This is a genomic window from Photobacterium malacitanum (assembly GCF_900185615.1).
GTDB classification, from domain to species: Bacteria; Pseudomonadota; Gammaproteobacteria; order Enterobacterales; family Vibrionaceae; genus Photobacterium; species Photobacterium malacitanum.
On the sequence record NZ_FYAK01000005.1, the window covers coordinates 1 to 25900 of the forward strand.

Sequence of the window (25900 nt, forward strand, 5' to 3'; positions counted from 1 at the left end):
TAACAAGCATTGAGGCTCATCACTTTAAATAATGGTGCGCGCGGGAGGATTCGAACCTCCGACCGCCTGGTTCGTAGCCAGGTACTCTATCCAGCTGAGCTACGCGCGCACTAAATCGGTGTAACAGTAACAAGCATGAGGCTTATCACTTTAAATAATGGTGCGCGCGGGAGGATTCGAACCTCCGACCGCCTGGTTCGTAGCCAGGTACTCTATCCAGCTGAGCTACGCGCGCACTGTATTTCTTTTAAGATAATATCTTTCCAGAAATAATTCCTTTTAGCTATAAAAAGGAATAATGCAATCGTCAAACCTTACCTTGCGGTAATTTTTAACAACTTGCAAAAGAATGGCGGTGAAGGAGGGATTCGAACCCTCGATACGGGATAAACCGTATACTCCCTTAGCAGGGGAGCGCCTTCAGCCTCTCGGCCACCTCACCACACAAATTGGTATAAGTAACAAGTTAATGACTATAATCAACTCATCGCTTAAATAATGGTGCGCGCGGGAGGATTCGAACCTCCGACCGCCTGGTTCGTAGCCAGGTACTCTATCCAGCTGAGCTACGCGCGCACTGGGTGTTTCTTGCTAAAGAAAACACCATATTGATTTCAACATCGTTGCCATCAATAAAGAATGGCGGTGAAGGAGGGATTCGAACCCTCGATACGGGATAAACCGTATACTCCCTTAGCAGGGGAGCGCCTTCAGCCTCTCGGCCACCTCACCACACAATTCGGTGCAAGTAACAAGTTATATTAGCAGCTAAACGCCAACATGACTCATCGCTTAAATAATGGTGCGCGCGGGAGGATTCGAACCTCCGACCGCCTGGTTCGTAGCCAGGTACTCTATCCAGCTGAGCTACGCGCGCACTGTGCTTTACTACCGTTGCATTATCCCAAATTAAGATAATTAAATCAATAAGAAAGCGTTCACAATATCCATTAAAAAATAATGGCGGTGAAGGAGGGATTCGAACCCTCGATACGGGATAAACCGTATACTCCCTTAGCAGGGGAGCGCCTTCAGCCTCTCGGCCACCTCACCGTCTTGTGGAGGCACATATTACTGTTAGACCAAAATAAGTCAAACACTTTATTGATAAAAACCAACACTTGCCGCACGAATGCACACTTAGTAAGCAATGCGATAATTAATGCAACGTAACTAATGAAGTATTCATTTCTTAGGCTTAATAACAACGCTTAAAACTCACTAATAACAACGGCATCTTATCGTGACTAGATCAGTATTACTTTGCTACAGACACAAAAAAGGCCAGGATAAATATCCTAGCCCTCTTCGAATTAGTAGTTACCAGTACTCGGAGTACCAGATTCTTTTTCAGCTTGAATTCGCATATAAATTTCTTCACGGTGAACAGATACTTCTTTAGGTGCATTTACACCAATACGTACCTGATTTCCCTTAACACCAAGAACAGTAACGGTTACTTCGTCACCGATCATTAGAGTTTCACCTACACGACGTGTTAAAATTAGCATTCGAGTGCTCCTTGAGTAATCTCAGTCTTATAAGAATTTAACGTTTTTTATCCAATAAAATCACAATTTCATAAATAGCCGTGGCTCAAGAAACAGCAAGATGCGATAGATTACCTAAACACTGGCCATCAACCACAAATTTTTCATGGATTAAATCAACAGCTGCAAGATGGTCATCTTCATTAATCAATAAAGATAAGCACTTCTTATCGCCCTGATATGTATGCACTATAATGCCAGCCTCTCGCAGTACCATTTGAATACACTCCAAATGTTGCTGAATATCCTTTCCTATCAAAGAAAGTATAGAGACCATACCAATATGGCGCATTTTGCTATCAAACACTAGCCTTAAACGCGCTAAATCATCATTAGAAATAACGATTTGTGATATATCATCACTAGAATTAGTTGATAAATTCCAAGCTGTCAAACCATATAACCCCAGCTGCTCATTTAGAACAGTGGCTGGTAGTGTGATATTAACTAAAACCTGCTGCCTTTGAAGTGCAACGCCAATGATGTTTTGATTACTCATCACATCAAAATTGACTAACGTCCCCTCTCCTTCTTCAAATGAAGAAAGAACACGTAATGGAACGCGATGTTGGCATGCATACTCTACAGATTGTAATTGTAGCACTTTTGCCCCTAAGCGCGCCATGCAAGTCATATAATCAAAATGAATCACATCTAAACGCGTCGCACTTGGTACAATTCTTGGATCTGTTGAGTATACGCCATCAACATCAGTAAAGATCTGGCATTCATCTGCTTTAAGCGCACTCGCAATAGCAACCGCAGTCGTATCAGACCCACCACGGCCTAAGGTTGTGACATTGCCATCAATGTCACGTCCTTGAAAACCGGCCACGACAACAATGTTGTCTTGGCCTAGTAATGTGGTCATATGCTGGGTTTCAACCTCATGGATCGTGGCATTATTAAAGTTATTATCCGTATGAATAACAACTTGATCAGCCGTCAATGAGATCGCGCTATAGCCGCGTTTATTCAACGCCATAGCTAATAAAGCAATTGATACCTGTTCTCCCGCTGCCAGTAAAACATCCAGCTCACGAGGTGTCGGTATCGCATCAATCTGCTTAGCTAAGCCTAATAAACGATTCGTTTCACCGGCCATAGCAGACAATACAACTACAACTTGGTGGCCACACTGGCGAGCTTTTATCACTCGCTCAGCAACCGCTTCTATTCGCTCAATACTGCCGACCGATGTGCCACCAAATTTTTGCACTAATAGTGCCACATTAGATCTCCGGTGATTACAGTTTTTCAGCAAGCCATGGTGCAACAGTGTCTAATGCTGCAGGCAATGCTGCTGCGTCAGTACCACCCGCTTGTGCCATATCAGGACGGCCGCCGCCTTTACCACCAACTTGTAATGCCACCAAGTTAACTAGCTCACCTGCTTTTACTTTGCCAATTAAATCTTTAGTAACACCAGCAATAAGGCCAACTTTACCTTCGCTAACATTACCTAATAGCACCACACCACTGCCTAGTTGATTTTTTAGTTCATCAACCATGCCACGTAATGCTTTGTTATCAGCACCGTCAAGCTGGGCAATTAATACCTTAACGCCATTAATTTGTTGAGCTTTGTTAATCAAGCTTGCACCTTCTTGCGCGGCTAGCTTGTCTTTCAATTGCTGAATTTCTTTTTCTAATTGCTTGCTGTGCGAGACTAACGCATCCACTTTGCTAACGACAGAAGCAACGTCAGACTTCACTAAGCGCGCTGTTTTCGCTAGCATCATATCTTCGTCATGCATTGCAGCAATCGCACCAGCGCCCGTTACCGCTTCGATACGACGAATACCTGCAGCGATACCACTTTCAGAAACAATCTTAAATAGACCAATATCACCAGTACGGTTAGCGTGAACACCACCACACAGTTCAGTCGAGAAATCGCCCATGCTTAACACACGAACTTGGTCGTCATACTTCTCACCAAACAATGCCATTGCGCCTTTCGCTTTCGCAGCTTCAATGTCCATGATGTTAGTATCAATGCTATGGTTTGCACGAATTTGCTCGTTTACCATATTCTCAACAGCACGTAACTGCTCAGGTTTAACTGCTTCTAGGTTTGAGAAGTCAAAACGTAGCCCGTCAGCTTTTACTAATGAGCCTTTCTGAGCAACATGATCGCCCAAAATAGTGCGTAGTGCAGCGTGCATTAAGTGAGTTGCTGAGTGGTTTAAGCTAATCGCTTGACGACGCTCTGAGTCAACTGCAGCAGTTAGTTGTTGACCCACCGTCAGTGAACCTTCAACTAATTGACCTTTATGGCCTGTTGCGGCACCAAATTTTTGCGTATCTGCAACGTTAAACACTACGCCTTCAGCCGTTAGTAAACCGCTATCACCGCATTGGCCGCCTGACTCTGCATAAAATGGTGTATTTGATAATACCACTAATGCATTGTCGCCTGCATTGATAGTATCTACAGCATTACCGTCACGGTATAGTGCAACAACAACACCTTCACCATCTGTTGCGCTGTAACCACAGAACGTCGTTTCAGCATCAACTTTGATTGCATCATTGTAATCAACGCCAAAGTTGCCAGCGTCACGAGCACGTTGACGTTGAGCTTCCATTGCCGTTTCAAAACCATCTTCATCAATTGAGAAACCACGCTCACGCGCAACATCGTTAGTTAAGTCAGCAGGGAAACCGTAAGTATCGTAAAGCTTAAATACGGTTTCACCATCAAGTACATTACCGTCGATGTTATCCAGTGCTTCATTAAGAATTGTTAGACCACGCTCAAGTGTGCGGCTGAAGTTGTCTTCTTCAATCTTAAGTACTTTTTCTACTAGCTCTTGCTGTGCTTTAAGCTCAACACCTGCAGAGCCCATAATTTCAGCTAATGGACCAACAAGTTTGTAGAAGAACACACCTTGTGCGCCTAACTTGTTACCGTGACGTACTGCACGACGAATAATACGACGTAATACATAACCGCGGCCTTCGTTTGATGGCATAACACCATCAGCAATCAAGAATGCACAAGAACGAATATGGTCAGCGACAACACGTAGTGATTGATTAGACAGATCGTCATAACCAATAACCGCCGCAGCTTCTTTAATTAGAGTTTGGAAGATATCGATTTCATAGTTTGAGTGTACGCCTTGCATAATTGCAGCAATACGCTCAATACCCATACCAGTATCTACAGATGGCTTAGGTAGCGGTTCCATTGTGCCGTCAGCTTGACGGTTGAACTGCATAAATACGTTATTCCAGATCTCAATAAAGCGGTCACCATCTTCTTCTGGCGTGCCAGGACGGCCACCCCAGATGTGATCGCCGTGATCATAGAAAATTTCAGTACAAGGACCACAAGGACCGGTGTCACCCATTTGCCAGAAGTTATCAGAAGCAAACGGTGCACCTTTGTTATCACCAATTCGTACGATACGATCAGCTGGAATACCAATTTCTTTATTCCAGATTTCAAACGCTTCATCATCACTTTCATAGATAGTAACAACTAAACGATCTTCAGGAAGCTTAAGCTCTTTGGTTAGAAACTCCCACGCATAACCAATCGCGTCATGCTTAAAGTAATCGCCAAAGCTGAAGTTACCTAGCATTTCAAAGAAAGTATGGTGACGCGCTGTAAAACCTACATTTTCAAGGTCGTTATGTTTACCACCCGCACGAACACAACGCTGAGCGCTTGTCGCACGTGTATAGTTACGCTTCTCAAGACCAAGGAATGTATCTTTAAATTGGTTCATACCTGCGTTAGTGAATAACAACGTTGGGTCATTCGCAGGAACTAGAGATGAGCTTTCCACGATCTGGTGGCCTTTGCTCTCGAAAAACGCAAGATACGCGCGGCGAATCTCATCAGTGCTCATGTACATTGGCAAATCCTGAATTAATGCTTGAAATAGAAGGACAGAAAAACACCCGATGGCGATTTTCTTCGATGACCGTTTAGACCTTTAAATATAAGGCTCAATCAACAGTCACCGTCTAGTAATAAAGCTAAGATAAATTTTTTGGGGGCTATTGTAAAACAACGGTAGCTATTACGGGAAATGATATGTGGCAAAATGTATCAAATAATCGCCGTTAGTTTGCTATCTACAAGCTCACTCCCCTTGTAAACGATTCATATAACATATGAACTCGCGCTACTAATGGCGATAAATTAACGATTATTTATTAATTTCGTTATCTGACAATCCTTGCACAGAATGCAGTAGCGACGCCACAATCGAATCACTATCAATGCTTTCACCGTTTAATACCCGCGCCAGAATATCACTCGCAAACTGCTGCGGTGAAATCACAATGTCAGGATTAACGCTTTTCACTTTATTGATGTTTTTGCTTTCGTTAACCAATGCCACAGTGCGCGCTGAACTGGCTAATTCAATCGCCGATAATACAATAAACGCGTTATCAGCATCATCATCACTCAATGCTAGTACCGCCTTTGCATTCATCACTCCGGCTTGAGTTAAAGTAGCACCGTCGCTGTAATCTCCCACAACCACATCTAGCCCTTCTAATTGATCTTTTGCCACTTGCTGAATGCGGGGGGAAACAATAATCGTAATTGGCTGTTTACGCTCCGTGAGCTGTTTAATGGTATTAATACCAAGGCTTGATAAGCCACAAATTATAAAGTGATTAGTACGATCCATTTTTTTGCTATTACCTTTAACAAGTCGTTCAAAACCACTATGAACAACAGGGCCTAACACTGACGTTGCCGATGTGGCAAACACTGTAATACCAGAGACAATGACCGAAATGGTAAATAACCGTGCCGGCTCTGTAACCGGTACGATATCACCATATCCTACTGTCGACATGGTTTCTATTGCATAGTAAAACGCAGTCAATAAACTGGTGATTTTAGGATTAAATCCGTCACCAAAATACAATGCACCATAAGTAGAGGTTAATAATAAAGTGATCACACTAATTAACGCAAAAATACTACCGGCTGCAACACTGCTTTTAGAAAAATACTTCCGCACCATAAATAATAAAATTAATGACGCGATACCATAATGAATATTATGGGTTTGCTGAGGATGAATGTGCGCGGTATAAAAGATATTAATCAGCATTAATGTAAAACTGATCATCCATGAAATTCGTGCCCTGAAAAACAGCCCCACCGAACTCATAACAATAAACACCCCTAACATAAAGTAAGGCGCGTTAGTTAAAAAACTGACGTTAATTTGGGCGTAGTTTCGAACATTAAATAATGTCAGTAGGTTAATTGGTAAGCCATAGATTGTATGAAAAATAAGGCCGCTATTACCTAATACAAACACTGCCACAAAAATATGGCGCAGAGTGTAAAGCCACTCGGTAAAGCGTCGAATGGTTTGCCCCATCCAACGTATCCACGACACGTGCTCTTTCATTATAAATATGCCTAGTTAATGAAATCGATAACTCAATTGAATAAAAAATATAAAACAACAACTTTTCGTTAGCCTATTAAAGCAGAAAACAGCCTAGGTTTGCGAATTAAAGTTAACGTAGATTCATACAATTATTACAGCACAAGTGACATAAAAAAACCCAGCACAAAGGCTGGGTTAAAGTATGTATTGTTTAGCCAACAGGGCAAATACGTTTACTTAAAAAGCATCACCGTCTTCAGCAACAGATATTTCACTGTCTTTTTCTTCGGATTCAACGGCTGGGCTTAACAGTAAATCACGTAATTTCTTATCTAATTCTGCTGCTAGCTCTGGGTGATCAGCAAGGTACTTAGTCGAGTTAGCTTTACCTTGACCAATTTTGTCGCCATTGTAGCTATACCAAGCACCAGCTTTGTCGACAAACTTGTGCTTAACACCTAGATCAATCAACTCACCTAGACGGTTAAAGCCTTGACCATAAAGAATTTGTGTTTCTGCTTGCTTAAATGGTGCCGCAATTTTATTTTTAACAACCTTAATGCGAGTTTCGTTACCTACCACTTCATCGCCATCTTTAATTGCGCCAGTACGACGAATATCAAGACGAACCGAAGCATAGAACTTCAACGCATTACCGCCTGTCGTGGTTTCTGGGTTACCAAACATCACACCAATTTTCATACGGATTTGGTTAATGAAGATACACATACAGTTAGACTGTTTAAGGTTACCGGTTAACTTACGCATTGCTTGCGACAGCATACGCGCTTGCAGACCCATATGCGAGTCACCCATTTCACCTTCAATTTCAGCTTTTGGTGTTAAAGCGGCAACGGAGTCGACAACAATTAAATCAACCGCACCTGAGCGTGCTAGTGCATCAACGATTTCTAATGCTTGCTCACCAGTATCAGGTTGAGAAACAAGAAGTTGGTCAATATCAACACCTAGTTTTTCAGCATAAATTGGATCGAGAGCGTGCTCTGCATCGATAAATGCACACGTCTTACCTGCTTTTTGAGCTGCTGCAATCGTTTCTAACGTTAGGGTTGTTTTACCTGATGATTCTGGACCGTAGATTTCGACGATACGCCCCATTGGTAAGCCACCAGCACCTAATGCAATATCAAGTGATAATGAACCCGTTGAAATGGTTTCGATATCCATTGTACGGTTATCGCCCAACTTCATGATTGAACCTTTACCGAACTGCTTCTCAATCTGGCCTAACGCTGCGGCAAGAGCCTTCTGCTTGTTGTCGTCCATTTGACTCTCCAACGGATGCTAAAATAAAGTGACTGAACTGAGTATGAGACTTAGTATACTGTCTATTCATACAGTGTCTAGTTCTGGTTGAATTTTTTTTGTTAAATACAACGTTTAAAAAATAAAATCACTGTGCCATTACTTGCTTAACTCGCTCAATCAACCCAGATAATGCTTCAGCAATCGCTTGCTGTCTCACCTCTTGGCGTGATCCATTAAATAAACAACTGCGTGTCTGTTGCCATCCTGTCGCATCAGCCCAAGCGAACCATACCGTACCAACCGGTTTTTCTTCAGTGCCACCATCAGGGCCAGCAATTCCACTGATAGCAACACTGATATCTGCTCGAGAAGCGGCTAAAGCACCACACGCCATTTCAAATACTACCGCCTCACTGACTGCACCAAATTCAGTCAGTGCTTGCTCGGTAACACTTAGCATTTGTTGCTTAGCTTCATTGCTATATGTAATAAAAGCGCGATTAAACCAGGCAGAGCTTCCTGGAATATCAGTAATAGCAAACGAAACACCACCTCCAGTACACGACTCTGCGGTAGTTGCGATCCATTTTTTAGCCGTTAATAGCTGACCAAGTTCAACAGCTAATTGTTCGATATTTGTCATTGATGCCTCCAAGCGGGTTACCCATTACAGTATTTAACATAGCGAGCGGTAAGCATTAACTTTACGCCTGTTAACGACCATTGCAAAGATGATAAAAAAACTCTAATGGCTACTTTGCCCGATCCACTGATTCACGTATCCTTAAGCTTCATTATTTAATTGGTCGAGCTACCTTACGTGGCCGACGTTGAACCAGCAAGAGTAGGCAATATCGTGACGATAAAAGGCTTAGAAAAACATACTCCTATGATGCAGCAGTTCCTTCGGATCAAAGCTGAAAACCCTGATACTTTATTGTTTTACCGCATGGGCGATTTCTATGAGATGTTTTTTGATGATGCCAAGCGAGCTTCACAACTACTTGATATCTCTCTGACAAAGCGTGGCGCGACCAACGGTGAACCAATTCCGATGGCAGGTATTCCTCACCATGCAGCTGAAGGATATCTGGCTAAATTAGTTCAGCAAGGGGTATCTGTTGCTATCTGTGAGCAGATTGGTGATCCCGCTACTAGCAAAGGTCCTGTTGAACGTAAAGTTGTGCGTATCATCACACCAGGAACGGTGAGTGATGAAGCACTACTTAATGAACGTCGCGATAATTTAATTGCGGCAATCTATACTGCCAATAATAAATTTGGCTATGCAACACTTGATATTACCTCTGGCCGCTTCATGCTAACCGAGCCAACGACTGAAGAAGAGATGCAGGCAGAACTGCAACGAACGAGCCCTGCGGAATTACTCTACCCTGAAGATTTCACCTATTTACATTTAGTTGAACCGTTTAAAGGTAAGCGTCGTCGCCCTATTTGGGAATTTGAACTTGAAACTGCGCGCCAACAACTAACCTTACAATTTGGTACTCGAGACTTAGTCGGATTTGGGGTTGAAAAAGCCAACCTTGGTTTATGTGCTGCTGGCTGTTTAATGCAATATGTCAAAGATACTCAACGTACTGCGCTACCTCATATTCGTGCGATCACTCTAGATACCCAAGATCATGCGGTTATTTTGGATGCTGCAACACGGCGTAATTTGGAGTTAACCCAAAATTTAGCGGGCGGCTTTGATAACACCCTAGCATCGGTATTGGATCATACAGCGACTCCAATGGGTAGCCGTTTACTTAAACGTTGGCTGCATCAGCCAATTCGCGATCAACAGCAACTGAATGGCCGCTTAAATGCCATTGAAGCGTTTAAAGATAGCGGCATGTTTGTTGATACCGCTATCGTATTACGTCATATGGGCGATCTCGAACGTATTCTTGCACGACTCGCGTTACGTTCAGCACGCCCGCGTGATTTAGCTCGTATGCGTACCGCGATGCAATATTTGCCAGAACTGGCGCAATTATTAGCTGAAATTCCCCAAGATCGCATTACTGAATTAGCCCAGAATGCTGCACCAATGGATGATCTGTGCCAACTACTTGAACACGCTATTATTGAAAATCCGCCAGTAATTATTCGTGATGGTGGTGTGCTCGCACCGGGATATAATGCTGAGCTCGATGAATGGCGAGATTTAGCCGATGGCGCTAAACAATATTTAACCGATCTTGAAAATCGTGAACGTGAGCGTCATGACATTGATAGCCTTAAAGTCGGCTTTAATCAGGTTCATGGTTTCTTTATTCAAGTCAGTCGTGGTCAAAGTCATTTAGTGCCTGAGCACTATATTCGTCGTCAAACCCTAAAAAATGCTGAACGCTATATTATTCCAGAATTAAAAGAGCACGAAGATAAAGTACTCAACTCAAAATCAAAAGCGTTAGCGCTTGAGAAAAAACTCTGGGATGAGCTATTTGATCTGTTATTGCCGCATTTAGAACGATTACAACTCGCTGCAAGTGCATTATCTGAATTAGATGTTCTGACTAACTTAGCCGAGCGTGCTGATAGCCTAAATTACTGTCGTCCACAATTAACCACTACCACAGGTATTAATATTACTGCTGGTCGTCACCCCGTGGTTGAGCAAGTGTTAAGTGAACCGTTTATTGCTAACCCAATAGCGTTACACCAAGATCGTCGCATGCTGATCATTACCGGTCCTAACATGGGTGGTAAATCAACCTATATGCGTCAAACTGCCTTGATAGCATTATTGGCACACGTGGGGTCATTTGTACCAGCGAAAGCTGTAACAATCGGTCCGCTAGATCGCATCTTTACCCGTATCGGTGCATCTGATGATCTCGCTTCAGGACGTTCAACCTTTATGGTCGAAATGACAGAAACAGCCAATATCCTTCATAATGCCACTAAACATAGCTTAGTGTTAATGGATGAAATTGGCCGTGGTACCAGTACTTATGATGGTTTATCTCTGGCGTGGGCAAGTGCTGAATGGCTAGCAGATAAAATTGCCGCAATGACATTATTTGCCACCCACTACTTTGAGTTAACCGAGCTGCCATTACTGCTCTCTGGATTAGCCAATGTTCATCTAGATGCGGTTGAACACGGTGACAATATTGCCTTTATGCATAGCGTTCAAGATGGTGCGGCTAGCAAGTCATACGGTCTAGCCGTTGCAAGTCTTGCTGGCGTACCCAAAGCCGTTATCAAGCGTGCTAAAGTTAAGCTTAAGCAGTTAGAGGCACTAGGTCATCAACAAGCTCAACAGCCGGTTGTTGCCGGACAACCACCACGAGAGGAACATCAGCTAAGCTTGATCCCTGAGCCAAGTGAAGTCGAAGAAGCACTAGCAAATGTTAACCCTGATGAATTAACCCCTCGCCAAGCATTAGATGAACTGTATCGCCTTAAAGCGTTAGTACACTAATCGCTAACAACACATACTGATACTGCATTTGAAATACATAAAAAAGGACGCTCAAGCGTCCTTTTTATTGGTTGTAATATCTGCTCACGTAAAAGTAGATTAAAAAAGACCGTGCGCATTGATATTCAACATACTTCTTGGTTAAATAAGGATTCAATACTTAACCCTTGGTGGGTTAGCATGTCGCGTAAACGACGTAAACCTTCGACTTGAATCTGGCGAACACGCTCACGGGTTAAGCCAATTTCTCGCCCCACATCTTCTAATGTTGATGCTTCATAGCCCAATAAGCCAAATCGACGCGCCAATACTTCACGCTGCTTTGGATTCAGTTCTTGCAGCCAATGTACTATCGAATTCTTAATATCATCATCTTGAGTCGATGTTTCAGGACTGCCGCCTTTTTCATCCGGAATAATGTCTAATAGTGCTTTATCAGAATCACCACCGATAGGATTATCAACCGAACTCACTCGTTCATTAAGACGCAGCATACGGTTAACATCATCAACCGATTTTTCAAGTTGCAGTGCGATATCTTCTGCCGTTGGCTCATGATCGAGCTTTTGCGCTAATTCACGTGCCGTACGTAAATAGACATTAAGCTCTTTCACTACGTGGATAGGTAAACGAATGGTACGGGTTTGGTTCATGATTGCCCGTTCAATAGTTTGACGGATCCACCACGTTGCGTAAGTTGAAAAACGAAAACCTCGTTCTGGGTCAAACTTCTCAACCGCACGAATCAGCCCAAGGTTACCTTCTTCAACTAGATCAAGTAACGCTAACCCACGATTACTGTAGCGACGTGATATTTTCACCACTAAACGAAGATTACTTTCAATCATTCGTTTTCGTGATACTTCATCACCACGCAGTGCACGGCGGGCATACAACACTTCTTCTTCAGCTGTAAGCAAAGGAGAAAATCCAATTTCACCTAAATAAAGTTGTGTTGCATCAAGCGCTTTAGCGTTGGTCTCATATTTGGAGATATCAACATCTTCACTCGATGTTGACGTATCAGAATTATTATCAGTTGGCATCACTAAGCTGTTAAGCTCAATGCTGTCATCTAATGTCAATGATTCAAGTTTTTTGGCTGTGCTGCTTCTACTCATAGCGCCTCCCAGATGGCGAGTTAAAGACATTACAACGTCATGATGTCATTTCTAATTTGTACGTTTCTCTCTATTTTTGTTATGGCTTGCTACTTGGGAAGAAAGCGCATTGGATCAACTGACTTACCTTTATAACGAATCTCAAAGTGCAATCTAACACTTGATGCACCCGAACTACCCATAGTAGCTATTTCCTGGCCAGCTTTAACTGACTGCTGTTCTTTGACTAATATTTTGTCGTTGTGGGCATAAGCACTGAGATAATCTTCACTATGCTTAATGATCACTAAGTTACCGTATCCTCGTAATGCATCGCCGGCGTATACCACTTTACCTGCGGCTGTGGCTCGAATTGGTGTACCGCGAGCGGCAGTAATATCGATACCTTTGTTGCCATTATCTGCACTAGAGAACCCTGCAATAACTTTTCCTTTTACAGGCCAAGCCCAGCCTGAACTTGAAACTTGTACTGTCGGTTTAACAACTGGCTTGGGTGTTACTGGTTTAGCTACCGGTTTGGTTGTTACCGGCTTAGTTGTTACAGGTTTGTTAACTTTTGAATTTCCAGAGTACTCTTTTGCTTTCGGCTTCGCAACAGGTTTATTGGTTGTTTTTTGCACAACCGGTTTAGCCACAACAGGTTTAGCCACAGTATGGGTCACCGTTGGAGCTGTCGATGGCACAGCCAGTGGCGTTACAACCACGTTACTATTCCGTGAAGCTGTCGCTGTATGGCTGTCTGCAACTGGAATCGCTAACTTTTGTCCAGGATAAATTGTATAAGGGCGAGGTAAGCGGTTGAGTTTGACGATATCTTTTACATCGCGATCAGTCATATAAGAGATAAAATATAACGTATCGCCCTTTTGAACGGTGTAATAACGTCCATGAAAGCTACCGCGCTGTAATTGTGAATAATCTTTAGCAAGATTTGAAACAGGAGCAGGCGTATGACTACTACATGCCGACAGCAGAGCAACACAGCTTACTGCTAGCAAAGAAGGTTGAATTATTTTTTTTATCATACGTTCAATACTCATGGTTTACGCCAAATCTCCAGCCACTAACGGCACAAATTTAACCGGTTCGATATCCGTTTCAATAAACTGCTCGCCACTGCGAACAATCAATCTTAACACTTGTTCAGAATAACCTACGGGTAATATCAAGCGACCGCCATCGGCAAGTTGATCTTTTAGGCTCTGGGGAACCTCACTTGGCGCGGCGGTGACAATAATAGCATCAAATGGGCCTTTACTTTCCCAGCCCAGCCATCCATCACCATGTTTGGTTGAAATATTATACAATTCTAACTGCTTAAAGCGTCGTTTTGCTTGCCATTGCAGGCCTTTAATCCGTTCTACAGAATAAACATGATCAACTAATTGTGCCAATACTGATGCTTGATAACCAGAACCGGTACCAATTTCTAGCACTGATGATTGCGGTGTCAGTGCTAATAGCGACGTCATTTTAGCAACGATATAAGGCTGTGAAATTGTCTGACCACTACCAATAGGCAGCGCATTATTCTCATACGCTTGATAAGAAAATGCTTCGTCGACAAAAAATTCACGTGGTATTGCAGCAATCGCGCGCAACACCCGTTGATCAGTAATGCCTCTTTGGGTTAATAGTGCAATTAAATTATCAACTTGTCTCTGATAACGCATAGTTATCGGATCTCCACAACATGCATCCAGCTTTCTAACCCAGCTATGGCATCATGCGCAGTCAGGTCGACTTGCAACGGAGTGATCGATACTTCTCCGTGCTCAATCGCAAAAAAATCGGTTCCAGCAGCCGCATCTTGTGTTTCACCAGGAGGACCTAACCAATACAAGGGATTACCACGAGGATCAGTTTTTTTGATCATACTGACAGCACGATGTCGAGCACCTAAACGGGTTATTTTCCACCCCTTTAATTGCTCAAACGGCACATCGGGAACATTAACATTAATTATTTTTTGAGTCGCTAATGGTTGGTTGATCATTTTTTCAATCAACACTTTTACCACTTGAGCGGCGGTGTCAAAGTGGTTATCGCCCACTAATGATACCGCAATCGCTGGTACACCTAAAAAGTAGCCTTCAGTCGCTGCAGCAACAGTGCCTGAATACAACACATCATCACCGAGATTGGCACCATGGTTAATACCAGTGACAACAATATCTGGTCGCTCATTCAACCACTCAGTCAGTGCAAAATGAACACAATCAACCGGTGTACCTTGCACTGCAACCTTGTTTTTACTTTGCTGACGAATACGTAGTGGATAATCAATCGTTAATGAATTGGATGCGCCTGAACGATTACGATCAGGCGCCACTACCGTTACCTCACCCAAGTCAGCTAAAACATGGGCTAAGGTATTTATTCCTTCAGCAAAAATACCATCATCATTGCTGATCAGTATTCTCATCATTCATACCTTCTGATTCTAGCGGCATGATCAACTCACGCACAACCGCAGTCGCAAAACTACCAGCAGGTAAAGCAAAAGAAAGGATCACACCGTTATCATCAAACTGCCATTGCATATTCTGCGGCAATAATAATAATGGGCGGCGATCATGACGCATACGATTATCACGAACAAGTGCCACTAATGCTGGTTCTTGCTCCACAATCGCCAATTCAAATGCTTGTGCATCTGCTGTTGTCGGTAAAGCATTATCGCCCAATAATGGACCTGTAATTGCCACTTCAGCTTGCATTACTTGCTGCTGTAATTCAGGTGTCATTGTTTCTGCAATAAACGTACGCTCATCACCTGCTGCTTGTAGACAGTCACCTACCATGATTTCACGGGTGAGGTTTTGTTCGATACGCGCTGACAATACTTGGTTAAACATCCATGAGCGTGCAGCAGATAAGTAAAAACTACGTTTACTCTTATCACGTACACGGAACTCGTTATTGCCCCAAGCGCGCGCTTTAATGACGTTATTACCACCATGACCAAAACGTTGCTCACCAAAATAGTTAGCCACACCTTGTTGCTTAACAAGCTCTAAACGTTCAGCTAATGCTTGCGGCTGATCTAAATCAGTTAAGCGCAATTGGAACCAGTTACCTTGTAGATCACCTGGACGTAATTTTTTGTCATGGCGAGTCATCTCAAGTACTTCAATCCCAGGATGCTCAGCTTCAAACTGGCTTAGATCTGGATCGGCTTTACCCGGCAAATGAACACTGATCCACTGCTCGGTTACAGCATGGCGATCTTTAAGGCCAGCCCAGCTAACATCACGTGATTTCACACCACACGCTTTGGCTAATTCATTAACGACGTATTTCGTATTTTCGCCAGTTTTACGAATTTTAACCATCAAGTGCTCACCAGCACCACTAAAGCTAAAACCTAACTGCTCGTTAACGATAAAATCTTGTGGGTTTGCCTTAATACTTCCTTGGCAAGTTGGTTGATCATGCAACCACTTAAAACAATCCATTACGTTAGCTGAGGTGTTATTTGTCGACATGGTGGGGTTATACCTTTTTAATTAAAACAACGGCTTCACAAGCAATACCTTCTTTGCGCCCGGTAAAACCTAAACGTTCAGACGTGGTTGCTTTAACATTAACATTGGTAATATCGGTGTCGAGATCCTCGGCAATAGCTTGGCACATAGCTTCAATATGCGGTGCCATCTTAGGTGCTTGAGCAATTATCGTAACATCAACATTCCCAAGACAATAACCTGCAGCTTTGACTTTATTATAAACATCACGCAGCAAGAAGCGGCTATCCGCACCCGCCCACTCGGCGTCAGTATCAGGAAAATGACGGCCAATATCACCAGCGCCAATCGCACCTAATAGCGCATCGCAAACTGCATGCAAAGCAACATCACCATCTGAATGGGCGATTAATCCTTGCTCATAAGGAACCGCAACACCACCAATAATAACCGGACCGGCGCCACCAAATTTATGCACATCAAACCCATGACCAATACGCATTAAGGTTGTTCCTTTAATAAAAGTTGTAAATAAAACTCAGCCAAGGCTAAATCTTCGGGCTGAGTCACTTTGAGATTATCACTGCGTCCGGTAACGAGCAGTGGCGTATAACCACAAAACTCTAATGCCGAGGCTTCATCGGTTATGGTTGCGCCTTGCGCTAATGCCGAGGTTAATGATTGACGTAATAATCCGACGCGAAACATTTGTGGTGTCAGCGCATGCCATAAGTTGTCACGATCTACCGTATGGCTAATCTGAGGCGCTGAATGATGACGTCCACGCTTCATGGTATCACGTACTGGCGCGGCTAAAATTGCACCGCAATCACTGCTGATCGCCGCAGTGATCAATGCCCGTAGATCAGTTTGCCGTACACAAGGACGCGCCGCATCATGCACTAATACCCATGCATTATCATTATCAATCGCAGCTAAGCCCGCAAACACTGAATCAGCCCGTTCTGCGCCACCATCAACCACAGTGATTCGTGGATCATTGGCTAACCCTAGTTGTGGAAAATAAGGGTCATCAGCACTGATGGCAATCACGACTCGCGTAATTTCCGTTAAGCTTAATAACCGATCCACGGTATGTTCTAAAATCGTTTTACCTGCAATATGAAGGTATTGCTTAGGACGATCAGCCGCCATGCGACTACCGACGCCAGCCGCTGGTACTACGGCAATAAATTCTTCAGTCATCATTAGACTTATTACTCACAACAGAAAACGCGACCAATTAATTATTATCACCCAAAATACGAACAAAGGTTTCACCGGGCTTGATTAAGCCTAAATCATTACGCGCACGTTCTTCTACTGCTTCTTTACCACCATGAAGATCTTTAATTTCTGCGTACATTTGTTGGTTTCGTTGTTGTAATTCAGTGTTTGCCGCTTGTTGAAGGGCAACACTTTCTTTTACGGCGGTATATTCATTCATACCGTTTTTACCATCCCAAAAATCGTACTGCAGCCATGCTAAAACCACTAGCAAGATAATGATAAACAGACGCATGGTTCCCCTTTAAAATCAGCGCAAATGTTAATGTCAACAATATACATTCCAATCAACCACTCGGTGAATGATTGGAATAGATGCTGCAGCAACTGTAATAATCCCATAATCGGCTTATTGTGACCACTATTATGGCTATTGAGTTGTTCTAGTGCTAGCTGGGTGTCATTTTTGCTGATAAATCAACCAAAAATCATTTATTAAGCGATATTTGTAGCACAGTCATTTTTTTACTTAAAAAAAAACCGCCTCCTAAGAGACGGTTTTATTCAGGCTAATTGAGCAAGCTCAATAATAAGCTTAAAAATTAAGCTTGGCCTTTAACTTCTTTAAGACCGTTGAAAACAGCACGCTCACCTAGTGCTTCTTCGATACGGATAAGTTGGTTGTACTTAGCAACACGGTCAGAACGGCTCATAGAACCAGTCTTGATTTGACCTGCAGCTGTACCTACCGCTAGATCAGCGATAGTTGCGTCTTCTGTCTCGCCTGAACGGTGAGAGATAACTGCAGTGTAACCAGCGTCTTTAGCCATCTTGATAGCAGCTAGAGTTTCAGTTAGAGAACCGATTTGGTTAAGCTTGATTAGGATTGAGTTAGTGATACCTTTCTCAATACCTTCAGCGAAGATCTTAGTGTTTGTAACGAATAGATCGTCACCTACTAGTTGAATCTTGTCACCTAGTAGTTCAGTTTGGTGCTTGAAGCCAGTCCAATCTGATTCGTCTAGACCATCTTCGATAGAAACGATAGCTGGGAACTTCTCAGTAAGATCTTTCAGGAAGTAGTTGAACTCTTCTGAAGTGAATTGCTTACCTTCACCTTTAAGGTCGTAGATGCCTTGTTCTTTGTTGTAGAACTCAGAAGCAGCACAGTCCATAGCTAGAGTAATATCAGTACCTAGCTCGTAACCTGCAGCTTCAACAGCTTCTTGAATCGCTTTAAGAGCAGCTTCGTTTGACTCAAGGTTTGGTGCGAAACCACCTTCGTCACCTACAGCTGTGCTCATGCCCTTAGACTTAAGAACTTTCGCTAGGCTGTGGAATACTTCAGAACCCATACGTACAGCTTCACGAAGTGTCTTAGCACCTACTGGCTGAATCATGAACTCTTGAATATCAACAGTGTTATCTGCATGCTCACCACCGTTGATGATGTTCATCATAGGTAGAGGCATAGAGAATTGACCAGCTGTACCGTTTAGCTCAGCAATGTGCTCGTATAAAGGCATGCCTTTAGATGCAGCAGCTGCTTTTGCGTTAGCTAGAGAAACAGCTAGGATTGCGTTAGCACCAAAGTTAGATTTGTTTTCAGTACCGTCAAGGTCGATCATTAGTTGGTCAATTGCAGCTTGATCAGTCGCGTCTTTACCCATTAGTACTTCAGCGATTGGACCGTTTGCAGCAGCAACAGCTTTAAGAACACCTTTACCTAGGAAACGAGATTTATCGCCATCACGCAGCTCAAGAGCTTCACGAGAACCCGTAGAAGCACCAGACGGTGCAGCAGCCATACCAACGAAACCACCTTCTAGGTGAACTTCAGCTTCAATTGTTGGGTTACCACGTGAGTCAATGATTTCACGAGCTAGAACTTTAACGATCTTAGACATTGTGTTTCCTCTGCTTTATCTTCAAATTAAAAGCTAAATAAAATAGCTGCAGCGATTACTGCTACAGCTATCAGTAATCCTTACTTATCAGATTCACCGCGGTGATGTACACCCGCAGCTTTTACAAAACCTTCAAATAATGGGTGTCCATCACGAGGTGTTGAAGTAAATTCTGGGTGGAACTGTGCAGCAACGAACCAAGGATGGTTCGGAATTTCAATAATTTCAACGAGCTTCTTGTCAGCAGACAGACCTGATACTTTCAGACCCGCTTTCTCTAACTTAGGTAGCAAGTTGTTATTAACTTCGTAACGGTGACGATGGCGCTCATGGATTGACGCTTGTGCGTATAATTCACGTGCTTTTGAACCATCTTGAAGGTGACATAACTGAGAACCAAGGCGCATTGTACCGCCAAGATCAGATTTTTCAGTACGCTCTTCAATGTTACCGTCGCCATCAACCCACTCAGTGATCAAGCCAACCACTGGGTGTTTAGTTTCAGCGTTAAATTCTGTTGAGTGTGCATCCGCCATGTTTGCTACGTTACGAGCAAATTCAATTAATGCGACTTGCATACCTAAACAAATACCTAAATAAGGAATGTTGTTTTCACGTGCATATTGAGCCGTCAGAATCTTGCCTTCAACACCACGATGACCAAAGCCACCAGGTACTAAGATTGCATCTAGACCTGCAAGTACATCTGTACCTTTCGACTCAACATCTTGAGAATCGATGTATTTAATTTGTACTGAAATACGGTTTTTCAAACCAGCGTGCTTAAGTGCTTCGTTAACTGACTTATAAGCATCAGGTAATTCAATGTACTTACCAACCATACCGATAGTCACTTCAGCAGTAGGGTTAGCTTCTTCATAAATAACTTGTTCCCACTCAGACAGATCAGCTTCTGGTGCAGTAATACCAAAACGCTTACATACTAAGTCATCAAGGCCTTGTGCCTTAATAAGCTGTGGGATTTTGTAGATTGAATCTACATCTTTCATTGAGATAACCGCTTTTTCTTGCACGTTACAGAACAACGCAATCTTTGCGCGCTCGTTAGCAGGAATAACACGATCACTACGGCAAACCAAAATATCTGGTTGAATACCGATAGAAAGTAATTCTTTTACTGAGTGTTGTGTTGGCTTAGTTTTTACTTCACCAGCAGCAGCAAGGTAAGGTACTAGCGTCAAGTGCATAAACATGGTGTTTTCACGACCTTGTTGTACTGCAAGCTGACGAATAGCTTCCATAAATGGTAGTGATTCAATATCACCTACCGTACCGCCGACTTCAACAATCGCGATATCATGACCCGCAGCACCAGCAATCACACGATCTTTAATTTCGTTGGTGATATGTGGAATAACCTGAATCGTTGCACCTAGGTAATCACCACGACGTTCTTTACGTAGAACATCGGCGTATATACGACCAGCAGTAAAGTTATTACGCTTAGTCATTTTGGTGCGTATAAAGCGCTCGTAGTGACCTAAATCAAGATCAGTCTCTGCACCGTCTTCCGTAACGAATACTTCACCATGCTGAGTAGGGCTCATTGTGCCTGGATCAACGTTAATGTAAGGGTCTAATTTCATCATGGTCACATTAAGACCACGTGCTTCTAGAATAGCTGCCAAAGATGCTGCAGCAATGCCTTTACCTAGAGAGGATACTACTCCGCCCGTCACAAAAATATAATTCGTTGTCATGTTAAACCTGGAAGATTGGTGTAGAGGATAAAGTGTATCTGGACGGGAAATTAGTATACCAGACACCATTTATCGCCACAACGTGAAAACTATCACACCCCCCTAAGATTTTTTTTGTCTCAAATCAAGGAAGTGATTTACGCCTAATTTTCACCCCATTTCGCTGCTTTTGACCACTAAGTTTTCATGCATTTATAGCATAACTATTTCCAATGGGAATAGTTATTTTTTGCATTCATACTGCTTTACTCTATTCCACTCAAGATCTAGCTCAGTTAGTGAACATTGCTCTAAAGACTTACCTTGTTGTAGCACATTTTTTTCTACTTGGCGAAACCGTCGCTCAAATTTTTTATTGGCTTGTTGAAGTGCATGTTCAGGCTTTACATCAAGATGACGGCTTAAATTTACCACTGAAAACAGTAAATCTCCCATTTCTTCTGTGATCTTATGCTGCTGTTGCGGCGTTTGAATCACCTCAGCCATCACTTCATCCAACTCTTCTTGTACTTTCTCAACCACAGGACCTAAACTGTCCCAATCAAAACCTTGACTAGCACAACGCTGCTGAATTTTATTGGCTCGCGTCAGGGCGGGTAACGCCAACGGAATATTGGCAAGTAAACTCTCGTCTTGTGCCTTTTCAGCGCGCTCTTTGGCTTTTTCTGCTTCCCAGTTTTGCTTTACTGCTGTTTCATCAGCAAATTCAGCCTCACCAAAAACATGGGGATGACGACGAGTGAGTTTGTCACTAATACCAGCAACCACATCATTAAAATCAAACAAGCCTTGCTCTTGGGCTAATTGGCTATAAAACACCACTTGAAATAATAAGTCGCCAAGCTCTTCCTTAACATCGCCCCAGTTTTTTTGCTCTATCGCATCCGCTACTTCATAGGCTTCTTCAATGGTGTAAGGAACGATTGAATCAAAGTTTTGTTTTAAATCCCATGGGCAACCTTGTTGAGGATCGCGCAACTGGGCCATGATTTTTAATAAACTATCGATATCAACGGCTGTGTTGTTGGTCATTATTGTCTTCCTTATGTAAAAAAATAGGTAGCCGAAGCTACCTATTTCTGTGGTTGATGTGGTCTATCATCGTTAGCCGTATAAACGTTTAGCTTGAGCTACATCTTTTACTTGCTCAATACGACTCAATACGCGACTTAGTACATCTAAGTCGGTTAACTCAAGCTCAAAGTCCATGATCGACATTTGCTTTTTATAATCAACGCGGCTCTTCATACCAGCCACTTTAACTTTCTCATTCATTAAGGTGTTGGTGAGCTCTTTCAGCAAGCCATTACGCTCTGACGCAGTCACTCGTACAGTGATAGTATAATTACCGACAAAGCCACCGCCCCAAACCGTATCAATAATACGTTCTGGTGCATGGTGACGCAGTTCTTCTAGTTGTTCACAATCATGACGGTGAACGGAAATACCACGCCCTTGAGTGACAAAGCCTTGAATATCATCACCAGGAATCGGCTGACAACAACGTGCTAAATGGGTCATTAGGTTATCAACGCCTTCAACCACCACCGAATCACGGCGTGGTTTTTTGGCATGCTGGGCAGCTTTATTACTGGCCTCAGATAACTTATCTAGCAGTTGTTGATCTTCTTCTTCTGCGGTTGGTTTGTTAATTAACGCATTAATGTGATTGATAATCTGGTTAATACGCAAATCACCACTACCAATACCTGCGTAGAGCTCTTCCGGCGAATTAACATTAAAACGCTTGCTGGCATAAGAGTGAGCATCTTTTAAGGTCGCATTAATTTTTGTAAGTTCAGCCTCAAGGATCTCTTTACCTGCAATAATATTTTTATCGCGATCTTGCTTACGGAACCAAGCATTTACTTTTGCACGAGCACGACTTGAAGTCACAAACCCCTGATTAGGGTTAAGCCAATCGCGAGAAGGATTAGGTTCTTTTTGAGTGATAATTTCAACTTGATCACCCATCTGCAAATGATAAGTAAACGGCACAATACGGCCTTCTACTTTGGCACCAATGCAGCGATGTCCCACTTCAGAGTGAATATGATAAGCAAAATCTAACGGTGTCGCATTAGACGGCAAGTCAACCACATCACCTTTAGGGGTAAAGGCATAGACACGATCATCAAACACTTGGCTACGAAGCTCATCAAGCATCTCACCAGAATCTGACATTTCTTCCTGCCATACCAGTAATTTACGCAGCCAATTTATTTTTTCATCATACGCAGACTGAGCACCGCCAGAAGCCGCTGGTCCTTCTTTGTATTTCCAGTGCGCTGCCACGCCAAGCTCTGATTCTTCATGCATTTGCTTGGTACGAATCTGAATCTCAATCGTTTTACCTTCAGGACCAAGCACAACCGTATGAATAGACTGATAACCGTTAGGCTTAGGGTTAGCAACATAGTCATCAAATTCTTTCGGTAGATGACGATATTTAGTGTGCACCACCCCTAATGCGGCATAACAATCTTGCAGTTCTTCCGCCACAATACGTACCGCACGCACATCAAACAGCTCATCAAACTCTAAACTCTTCTTCTGCATTTTGCGCCAAATACTGTAGATATGCTTTGGTCGACCTTGCACTTCAGCACGAATATTTGATGCCTGCATCGCTTCAGATAAATCATCCACAAAGTGAGTGATGTAATCTTCACGATCAATACGACGCTCTGAAAGCTGTTTAGCTATTTGCTTGTACACATCTGGATGTTGATAACGGAATGCATAATCTTCAATTTCCCATTTCAACTGTCCAATACCTAGCCTGTTGGCTAGCGGCGCGTAAATATTGGCACACTCTTGAGCCGCTACACGACGTACAGCATCGGGTTCGTTTTTAACTTCACGTAAATTGCAAATCCGCTCAGCCAGCTTGATAACCACACAACGGAAGTCATCAACCATTGAGAGCAGCATTCGTCGAATGCTATCAACTTGTGCAGATTGCGCTGCTTCTTCTGCGGTCGATTTAAGCTGGCTAATGGCACACATTTGCTCAACCCCCTGCACCAAGTGCAGAATATTGGCGTTGTAGTCTTCTTTTACTTGTTCATGGCTATAACAACCCGCTTCAACTAATGGATATAGCATTGCCGATATTAAGGTATCGGTATCCATGCTGAGCGTTACCAGAATCTCGACCATTTCACGACCACGCCATAACAATAGCGCACCATTTTCCTGATCAACAATGAGTTCCTGACAACGCAGGTAAGTTCCTTCTAAACGTCCAAACGTTTTTACATCTAAGCGTAAACTTTCGACCCATGAGGCGAGCTCAAATGCCGTGTTTTCTTTTAGATGTGCTCCACGTACTGCGACCATGTTTCTATCCTGTTTACTATTGAATGGCAATAAATGTAATTGCTGTTGCTATTTTTTCTGCTTTTTTTGAACCTTTACAAATAGTGCCATTGATTCTAAATGCCCGGTATGAGGGAACATATCCAGCATACCAAGACGCTCTAACTGATAACCTTGTTGCAATAGCACTTGGCTGTCACGCGCCAATGTGGCTGGATTGCATGAAACATACACTACTTTATTGGGGGCAAGTTTAACCACATGCTCCATTACCCCTGCAGCTCCAGCACGCGCAGGATCTAATAAAATTTTATCAAATTGCTCTTGCGCCCACACTAATTTCGTCACATCTTGTTCTAAATTAGCCTGATAAAAAGTGGCATTGTGTAGCGCATTGGCTTGAGCATTCGCGGTGGCACGTAATACCATTTCATCAATGCCTTCAACACCGACAACAGCTTTAGCCCCCTGAGCCATCGGTAAACTAAAGTTACCTAAACCACAGAATAAATCTAACACCCTATCTTGAGGCTGAACATCGAGCCATTTAATCGCTTGAGCAACCATTTGGCGATTTACATCACCATTGACCTGAATAAAGTCTTTTGGTGAAAAGGTCAGTTTAAGCCCCTCTATATTATAATAAGGTTGGTCACCATAACTGTGGATTAGTTCATCCGTTTCTGGTGCCAAAAACAGCATGATATCGTGCTTAATAGCAAAGGCTTGAATTAACGCGCTATCGTCGGCATTAAAAGGAGCAAGATGGCGAATTAACACCACGCGGCCATTATCCGCAGCGGTTAATTCAATATGCCCCACAAAGCGACGCCCCTTGAGGCTTTGCAATAACTCGCGCAAAGGCAGTAATAGTTCATTCAATGGCTGTGCCAGTACTGGACATGCACTTACATCAACAATGTCATTACTCTGCTTTTTACGGAAACCAAACTGTAGCTGACCATTATTTTCGACGCGAACCGCAACTCGAGCACAACGACGATAATGCCAAGCTTGACTGATAATTGGCGGCTGTTGAATGCAGTGTGCTGGATCGATTACCGCAAACTTTGCCATTAACTCGGTCAGTACTTGTTGTTTAGCTATCACTTGACCTTGATGCGATAAATGCTGCAAATTACAGCCACCACACTGGTCATAGATCGCACAATGGGGTTTAATACGGGCATTACTGTCTGAAAGGCGTTTAATCACTCTAGCACGAGCGTAATTTTTTTTATCTTCCGTTAACTGTACCACTGCGGTTTCAGTAGGAAGTAAACCATCCACAAAGACAGATTTACCGTTTAGATGACCAATACCAGCGCCATGGTGATCTAAGCGATTAATAGTAATTTCTTTATGTTTGGTGTCAGTTTTACGTTTTTGAGGCTTAAAAAAGCGTGCCATAGTGTTTTGCTCACCGTTCAGACATTGAGTATTTGTTGCATAGTCCTAGTATAATTAAGCTAGGAATATAAATAGGTACTAATTCTCCCACAG

At 42.9% G+C, this 25900-nt stretch carries 20 protein-coding genes and 7 tRNA genes; 1 reads left to right on the forward strand and 26 read right to left on the reverse strand.

Features of this window, described 5'->3' with window-relative positions:
* Positions 1-32: 32 nt before the first annotated feature.
* From PMAL9190_RS12185 to pncC, 13 genes are all read right to left on the reverse strand, one after another.
* Positions 33-109, reverse strand: a tRNA-Arg gene (locus PMAL9190_RS12185).
* 49 nt (positions 110-158) lie between these two features.
* Positions 159-235: transfer RNA gene (locus PMAL9190_RS12190), tRNA-Arg, on the reverse strand.
* A gap of 115 nt (positions 236-350) precedes the next feature.
* Positions 351-442, reverse strand: a tRNA-Ser gene (locus PMAL9190_RS12195).
* A 57-nt stretch (positions 443-499) separates the two neighbouring features.
* Positions 500-576, reverse strand: a tRNA-Arg gene (locus tag PMAL9190_RS12200).
* Positions 577-640: 64 nt separating this feature from the next.
* A tRNA-Ser gene (locus PMAL9190_RS12205) sits at positions 641-732 on the reverse strand.
* A gap of 68 nt (positions 733-800) precedes the next feature.
* A tRNA-Arg gene (locus PMAL9190_RS12210) sits at positions 801-877 on the reverse strand.
* Between the two features lie 84 nt (positions 878-961).
* Positions 962-1053 (reverse strand) — tRNA-Ser (locus tag PMAL9190_RS12215).
* A 260-nt stretch (positions 1054-1313) separates the two neighbouring features.
* A complete protein-coding gene (csrA, locus tag PMAL9190_RS12220) occupies positions 1314-1511 on the reverse strand; it encodes a carbon storage regulator CsrA (RefSeq protein ID WP_060999777.1) in 198 nt (65 codons plus the stop codon).
* Between the two features lie 85 nt (positions 1512-1596).
* Positions 1597-2781, reverse strand: a complete 1185-nt coding sequence (locus PMAL9190_RS12225; RefSeq protein WP_087845444.1) for an aspartate kinase — start codon at positions 2779-2781, stop codon at positions 1597-1599.
* Positions 2782-2797: 16 nt separating this feature from the next.
* On the reverse strand, positions 2798-5419 hold the full coding sequence (alaS, locus tag PMAL9190_RS12230) for an alanine--tRNA ligase (protein WP_087845445.1): 2622 nt from the start codon (positions 5417-5419) through the stop codon (positions 2798-2800).
* 297 nt (positions 5420-5716) lie between these two features.
* Positions 5717-6946 (reverse strand): voltage-gated potassium channel protein, encoded by a 1230-nt coding sequence (kch, locus tag PMAL9190_RS12235; protein WP_087845446.1) that lies wholly within the window; start codon positions 6944-6946, stop codon positions 5717-5719.
* A 219-nt stretch (positions 6947-7165) separates the two neighbouring features.
* Positions 7166-8215 carry a recombinase RecA gene (gene recA / locus PMAL9190_RS12240; protein ID WP_087845447.1) on the reverse strand — a complete coding sequence of 350 codons (1050 nt, stop codon included), beginning with the start codon at positions 8213-8215 and terminating at the stop codon, positions 7166-7168.
* Between the two features lie 127 nt (positions 8216-8342).
* Positions 8343-8840, reverse strand: a complete 498-nt coding sequence (pncC, locus tag PMAL9190_RS12245) for a nicotinamide-nucleotide amidase (protein WP_087845448.1) — start codon at positions 8838-8840, stop codon at positions 8343-8345.
* Positions 8841-9053: 213 nt separating this feature from the next.
* Between pncC and mutS the strand changes: the two genes are divergently transcribed.
* A complete protein-coding gene (gene mutS, locus PMAL9190_RS12250) occupies positions 9054-11633 on the forward strand; it encodes a DNA mismatch repair protein MutS (RefSeq protein ID WP_087845449.1) in 2580 nt (859 codons plus the stop codon).
* Between the two features lie 125 nt (positions 11634-11758).
* On the opposite strand, the gene rpoS is transcribed toward mutS, so the two are convergent.
* From rpoS to rlmD, 13 genes are all read right to left on the reverse strand, one after another.
* Positions 11759-12754 carry an RNA polymerase sigma factor RpoS gene (rpoS, locus tag PMAL9190_RS12255; RefSeq protein ID WP_087845450.1) on the reverse strand — a complete coding sequence of 332 codons (996 nt, stop codon included), beginning with the start codon at positions 12752-12754 and terminating at the stop codon, positions 11759-11761.
* Positions 12755-12843: 89 nt separating this feature from the next.
* A complete protein-coding gene (locus tag PMAL9190_RS12260; RefSeq protein WP_087845451.1) occupies positions 12844-13794 on the reverse strand; it encodes a peptidoglycan DD-metalloendopeptidase family protein in 951 nt (316 codons plus the stop codon).
* Between the two features lie 3 nt (positions 13795-13797).
* Positions 13798-14427: a protein-L-isoaspartate(D-aspartate) O-methyltransferase gene (locus PMAL9190_RS12265; RefSeq protein ID WP_087845452.1), complete on the reverse strand. Its 630-nt coding sequence runs from the start codon at positions 14425-14427 to the stop codon at positions 13798-13800.
* 2 nt (positions 14428-14429) lie between these two features.
* Positions 14430-15179, reverse strand: coding sequence for a 5'/3'-nucleotidase SurE (gene surE / locus PMAL9190_RS12270; RefSeq protein ID WP_087845453.1), 750 nt, complete (start codon positions 15177-15179; stop codon positions 14430-14432).
* Positions 15157-16212: a tRNA pseudouridine(13) synthase TruD gene (truD, locus tag PMAL9190_RS12275; protein WP_087845614.1), complete on the reverse strand. Its 1056-nt coding sequence runs from the start codon at positions 16210-16212 to the stop codon at positions 15157-15159. Before truD ends, surE begins: the two co-directional genes overlap by 23 nt.
* Before the next feature lie 37 nt (positions 16213-16249).
* On the reverse strand, positions 16250-16723 hold the full coding sequence (gene ispF / locus PMAL9190_RS12280) for a 2-C-methyl-D-erythritol 2,4-cyclodiphosphate synthase (RefSeq protein WP_065167889.1): 474 nt from the start codon (positions 16721-16723) through the stop codon (positions 16250-16252).
* Positions 16723-17427, reverse strand: a complete 705-nt coding sequence (gene ispD, locus PMAL9190_RS12285) for a 2-C-methyl-D-erythritol 4-phosphate cytidylyltransferase (protein WP_087845615.1) — start codon at positions 17425-17427, stop codon at positions 16723-16725. Before ispD ends, ispF begins: the two co-directional genes overlap by 1 nt.
* 37 nt (positions 17428-17464) lie before the next feature.
* Positions 17465-17743 (reverse strand): cell division protein FtsB, encoded by a 279-nt coding sequence (gene ftsB / locus PMAL9190_RS12290; RefSeq protein ID WP_087845454.1) that lies wholly within the window; start codon positions 17741-17743, stop codon positions 17465-17467.
* Positions 17744-18050: 307 nt separating this feature from the next.
* Positions 18051-19355, reverse strand: coding sequence for a phosphopyruvate hydratase (gene eno, locus PMAL9190_RS12295; RefSeq protein ID WP_087845455.1), 1305 nt, complete (start codon positions 19353-19355; stop codon positions 18051-18053).
* 80 nt (positions 19356-19435) lie between these two features.
* Positions 19436-21076: a CTP synthase gene (pyrG, locus tag PMAL9190_RS12300; protein WP_087845456.1), complete on the reverse strand. Its 1641-nt coding sequence runs from the start codon at positions 21074-21076 to the stop codon at positions 19436-19438.
* Positions 21077-21298: 222 nt separating this feature from the next.
* A complete protein-coding gene (mazG, locus tag PMAL9190_RS12305) occupies positions 21299-22108 on the reverse strand; it encodes a nucleoside triphosphate pyrophosphohydrolase (RefSeq protein WP_087845457.1) in 810 nt (269 codons plus the stop codon).
* A 72-nt stretch (positions 22109-22180) separates the two neighbouring features.
* Positions 22181-24418, reverse strand: a complete 2238-nt coding sequence (gene relA, locus PMAL9190_RS12310) for a GTP diphosphokinase (RefSeq protein WP_087845458.1) — start codon at positions 24416-24418, stop codon at positions 22181-22183.
* A gap of 48 nt (positions 24419-24466) precedes the next feature.
* Complete coding sequence (gene rlmD, locus PMAL9190_RS12315; protein ID WP_087845459.1) at positions 24467-25807, reverse strand: 23S rRNA (uracil(1939)-C(5))-methyltransferase RlmD; 1341 nt, start codon at positions 25805-25807, stop codon at positions 24467-24469.
* Positions 25808-25900 lie beyond the last annotated feature (93 nt).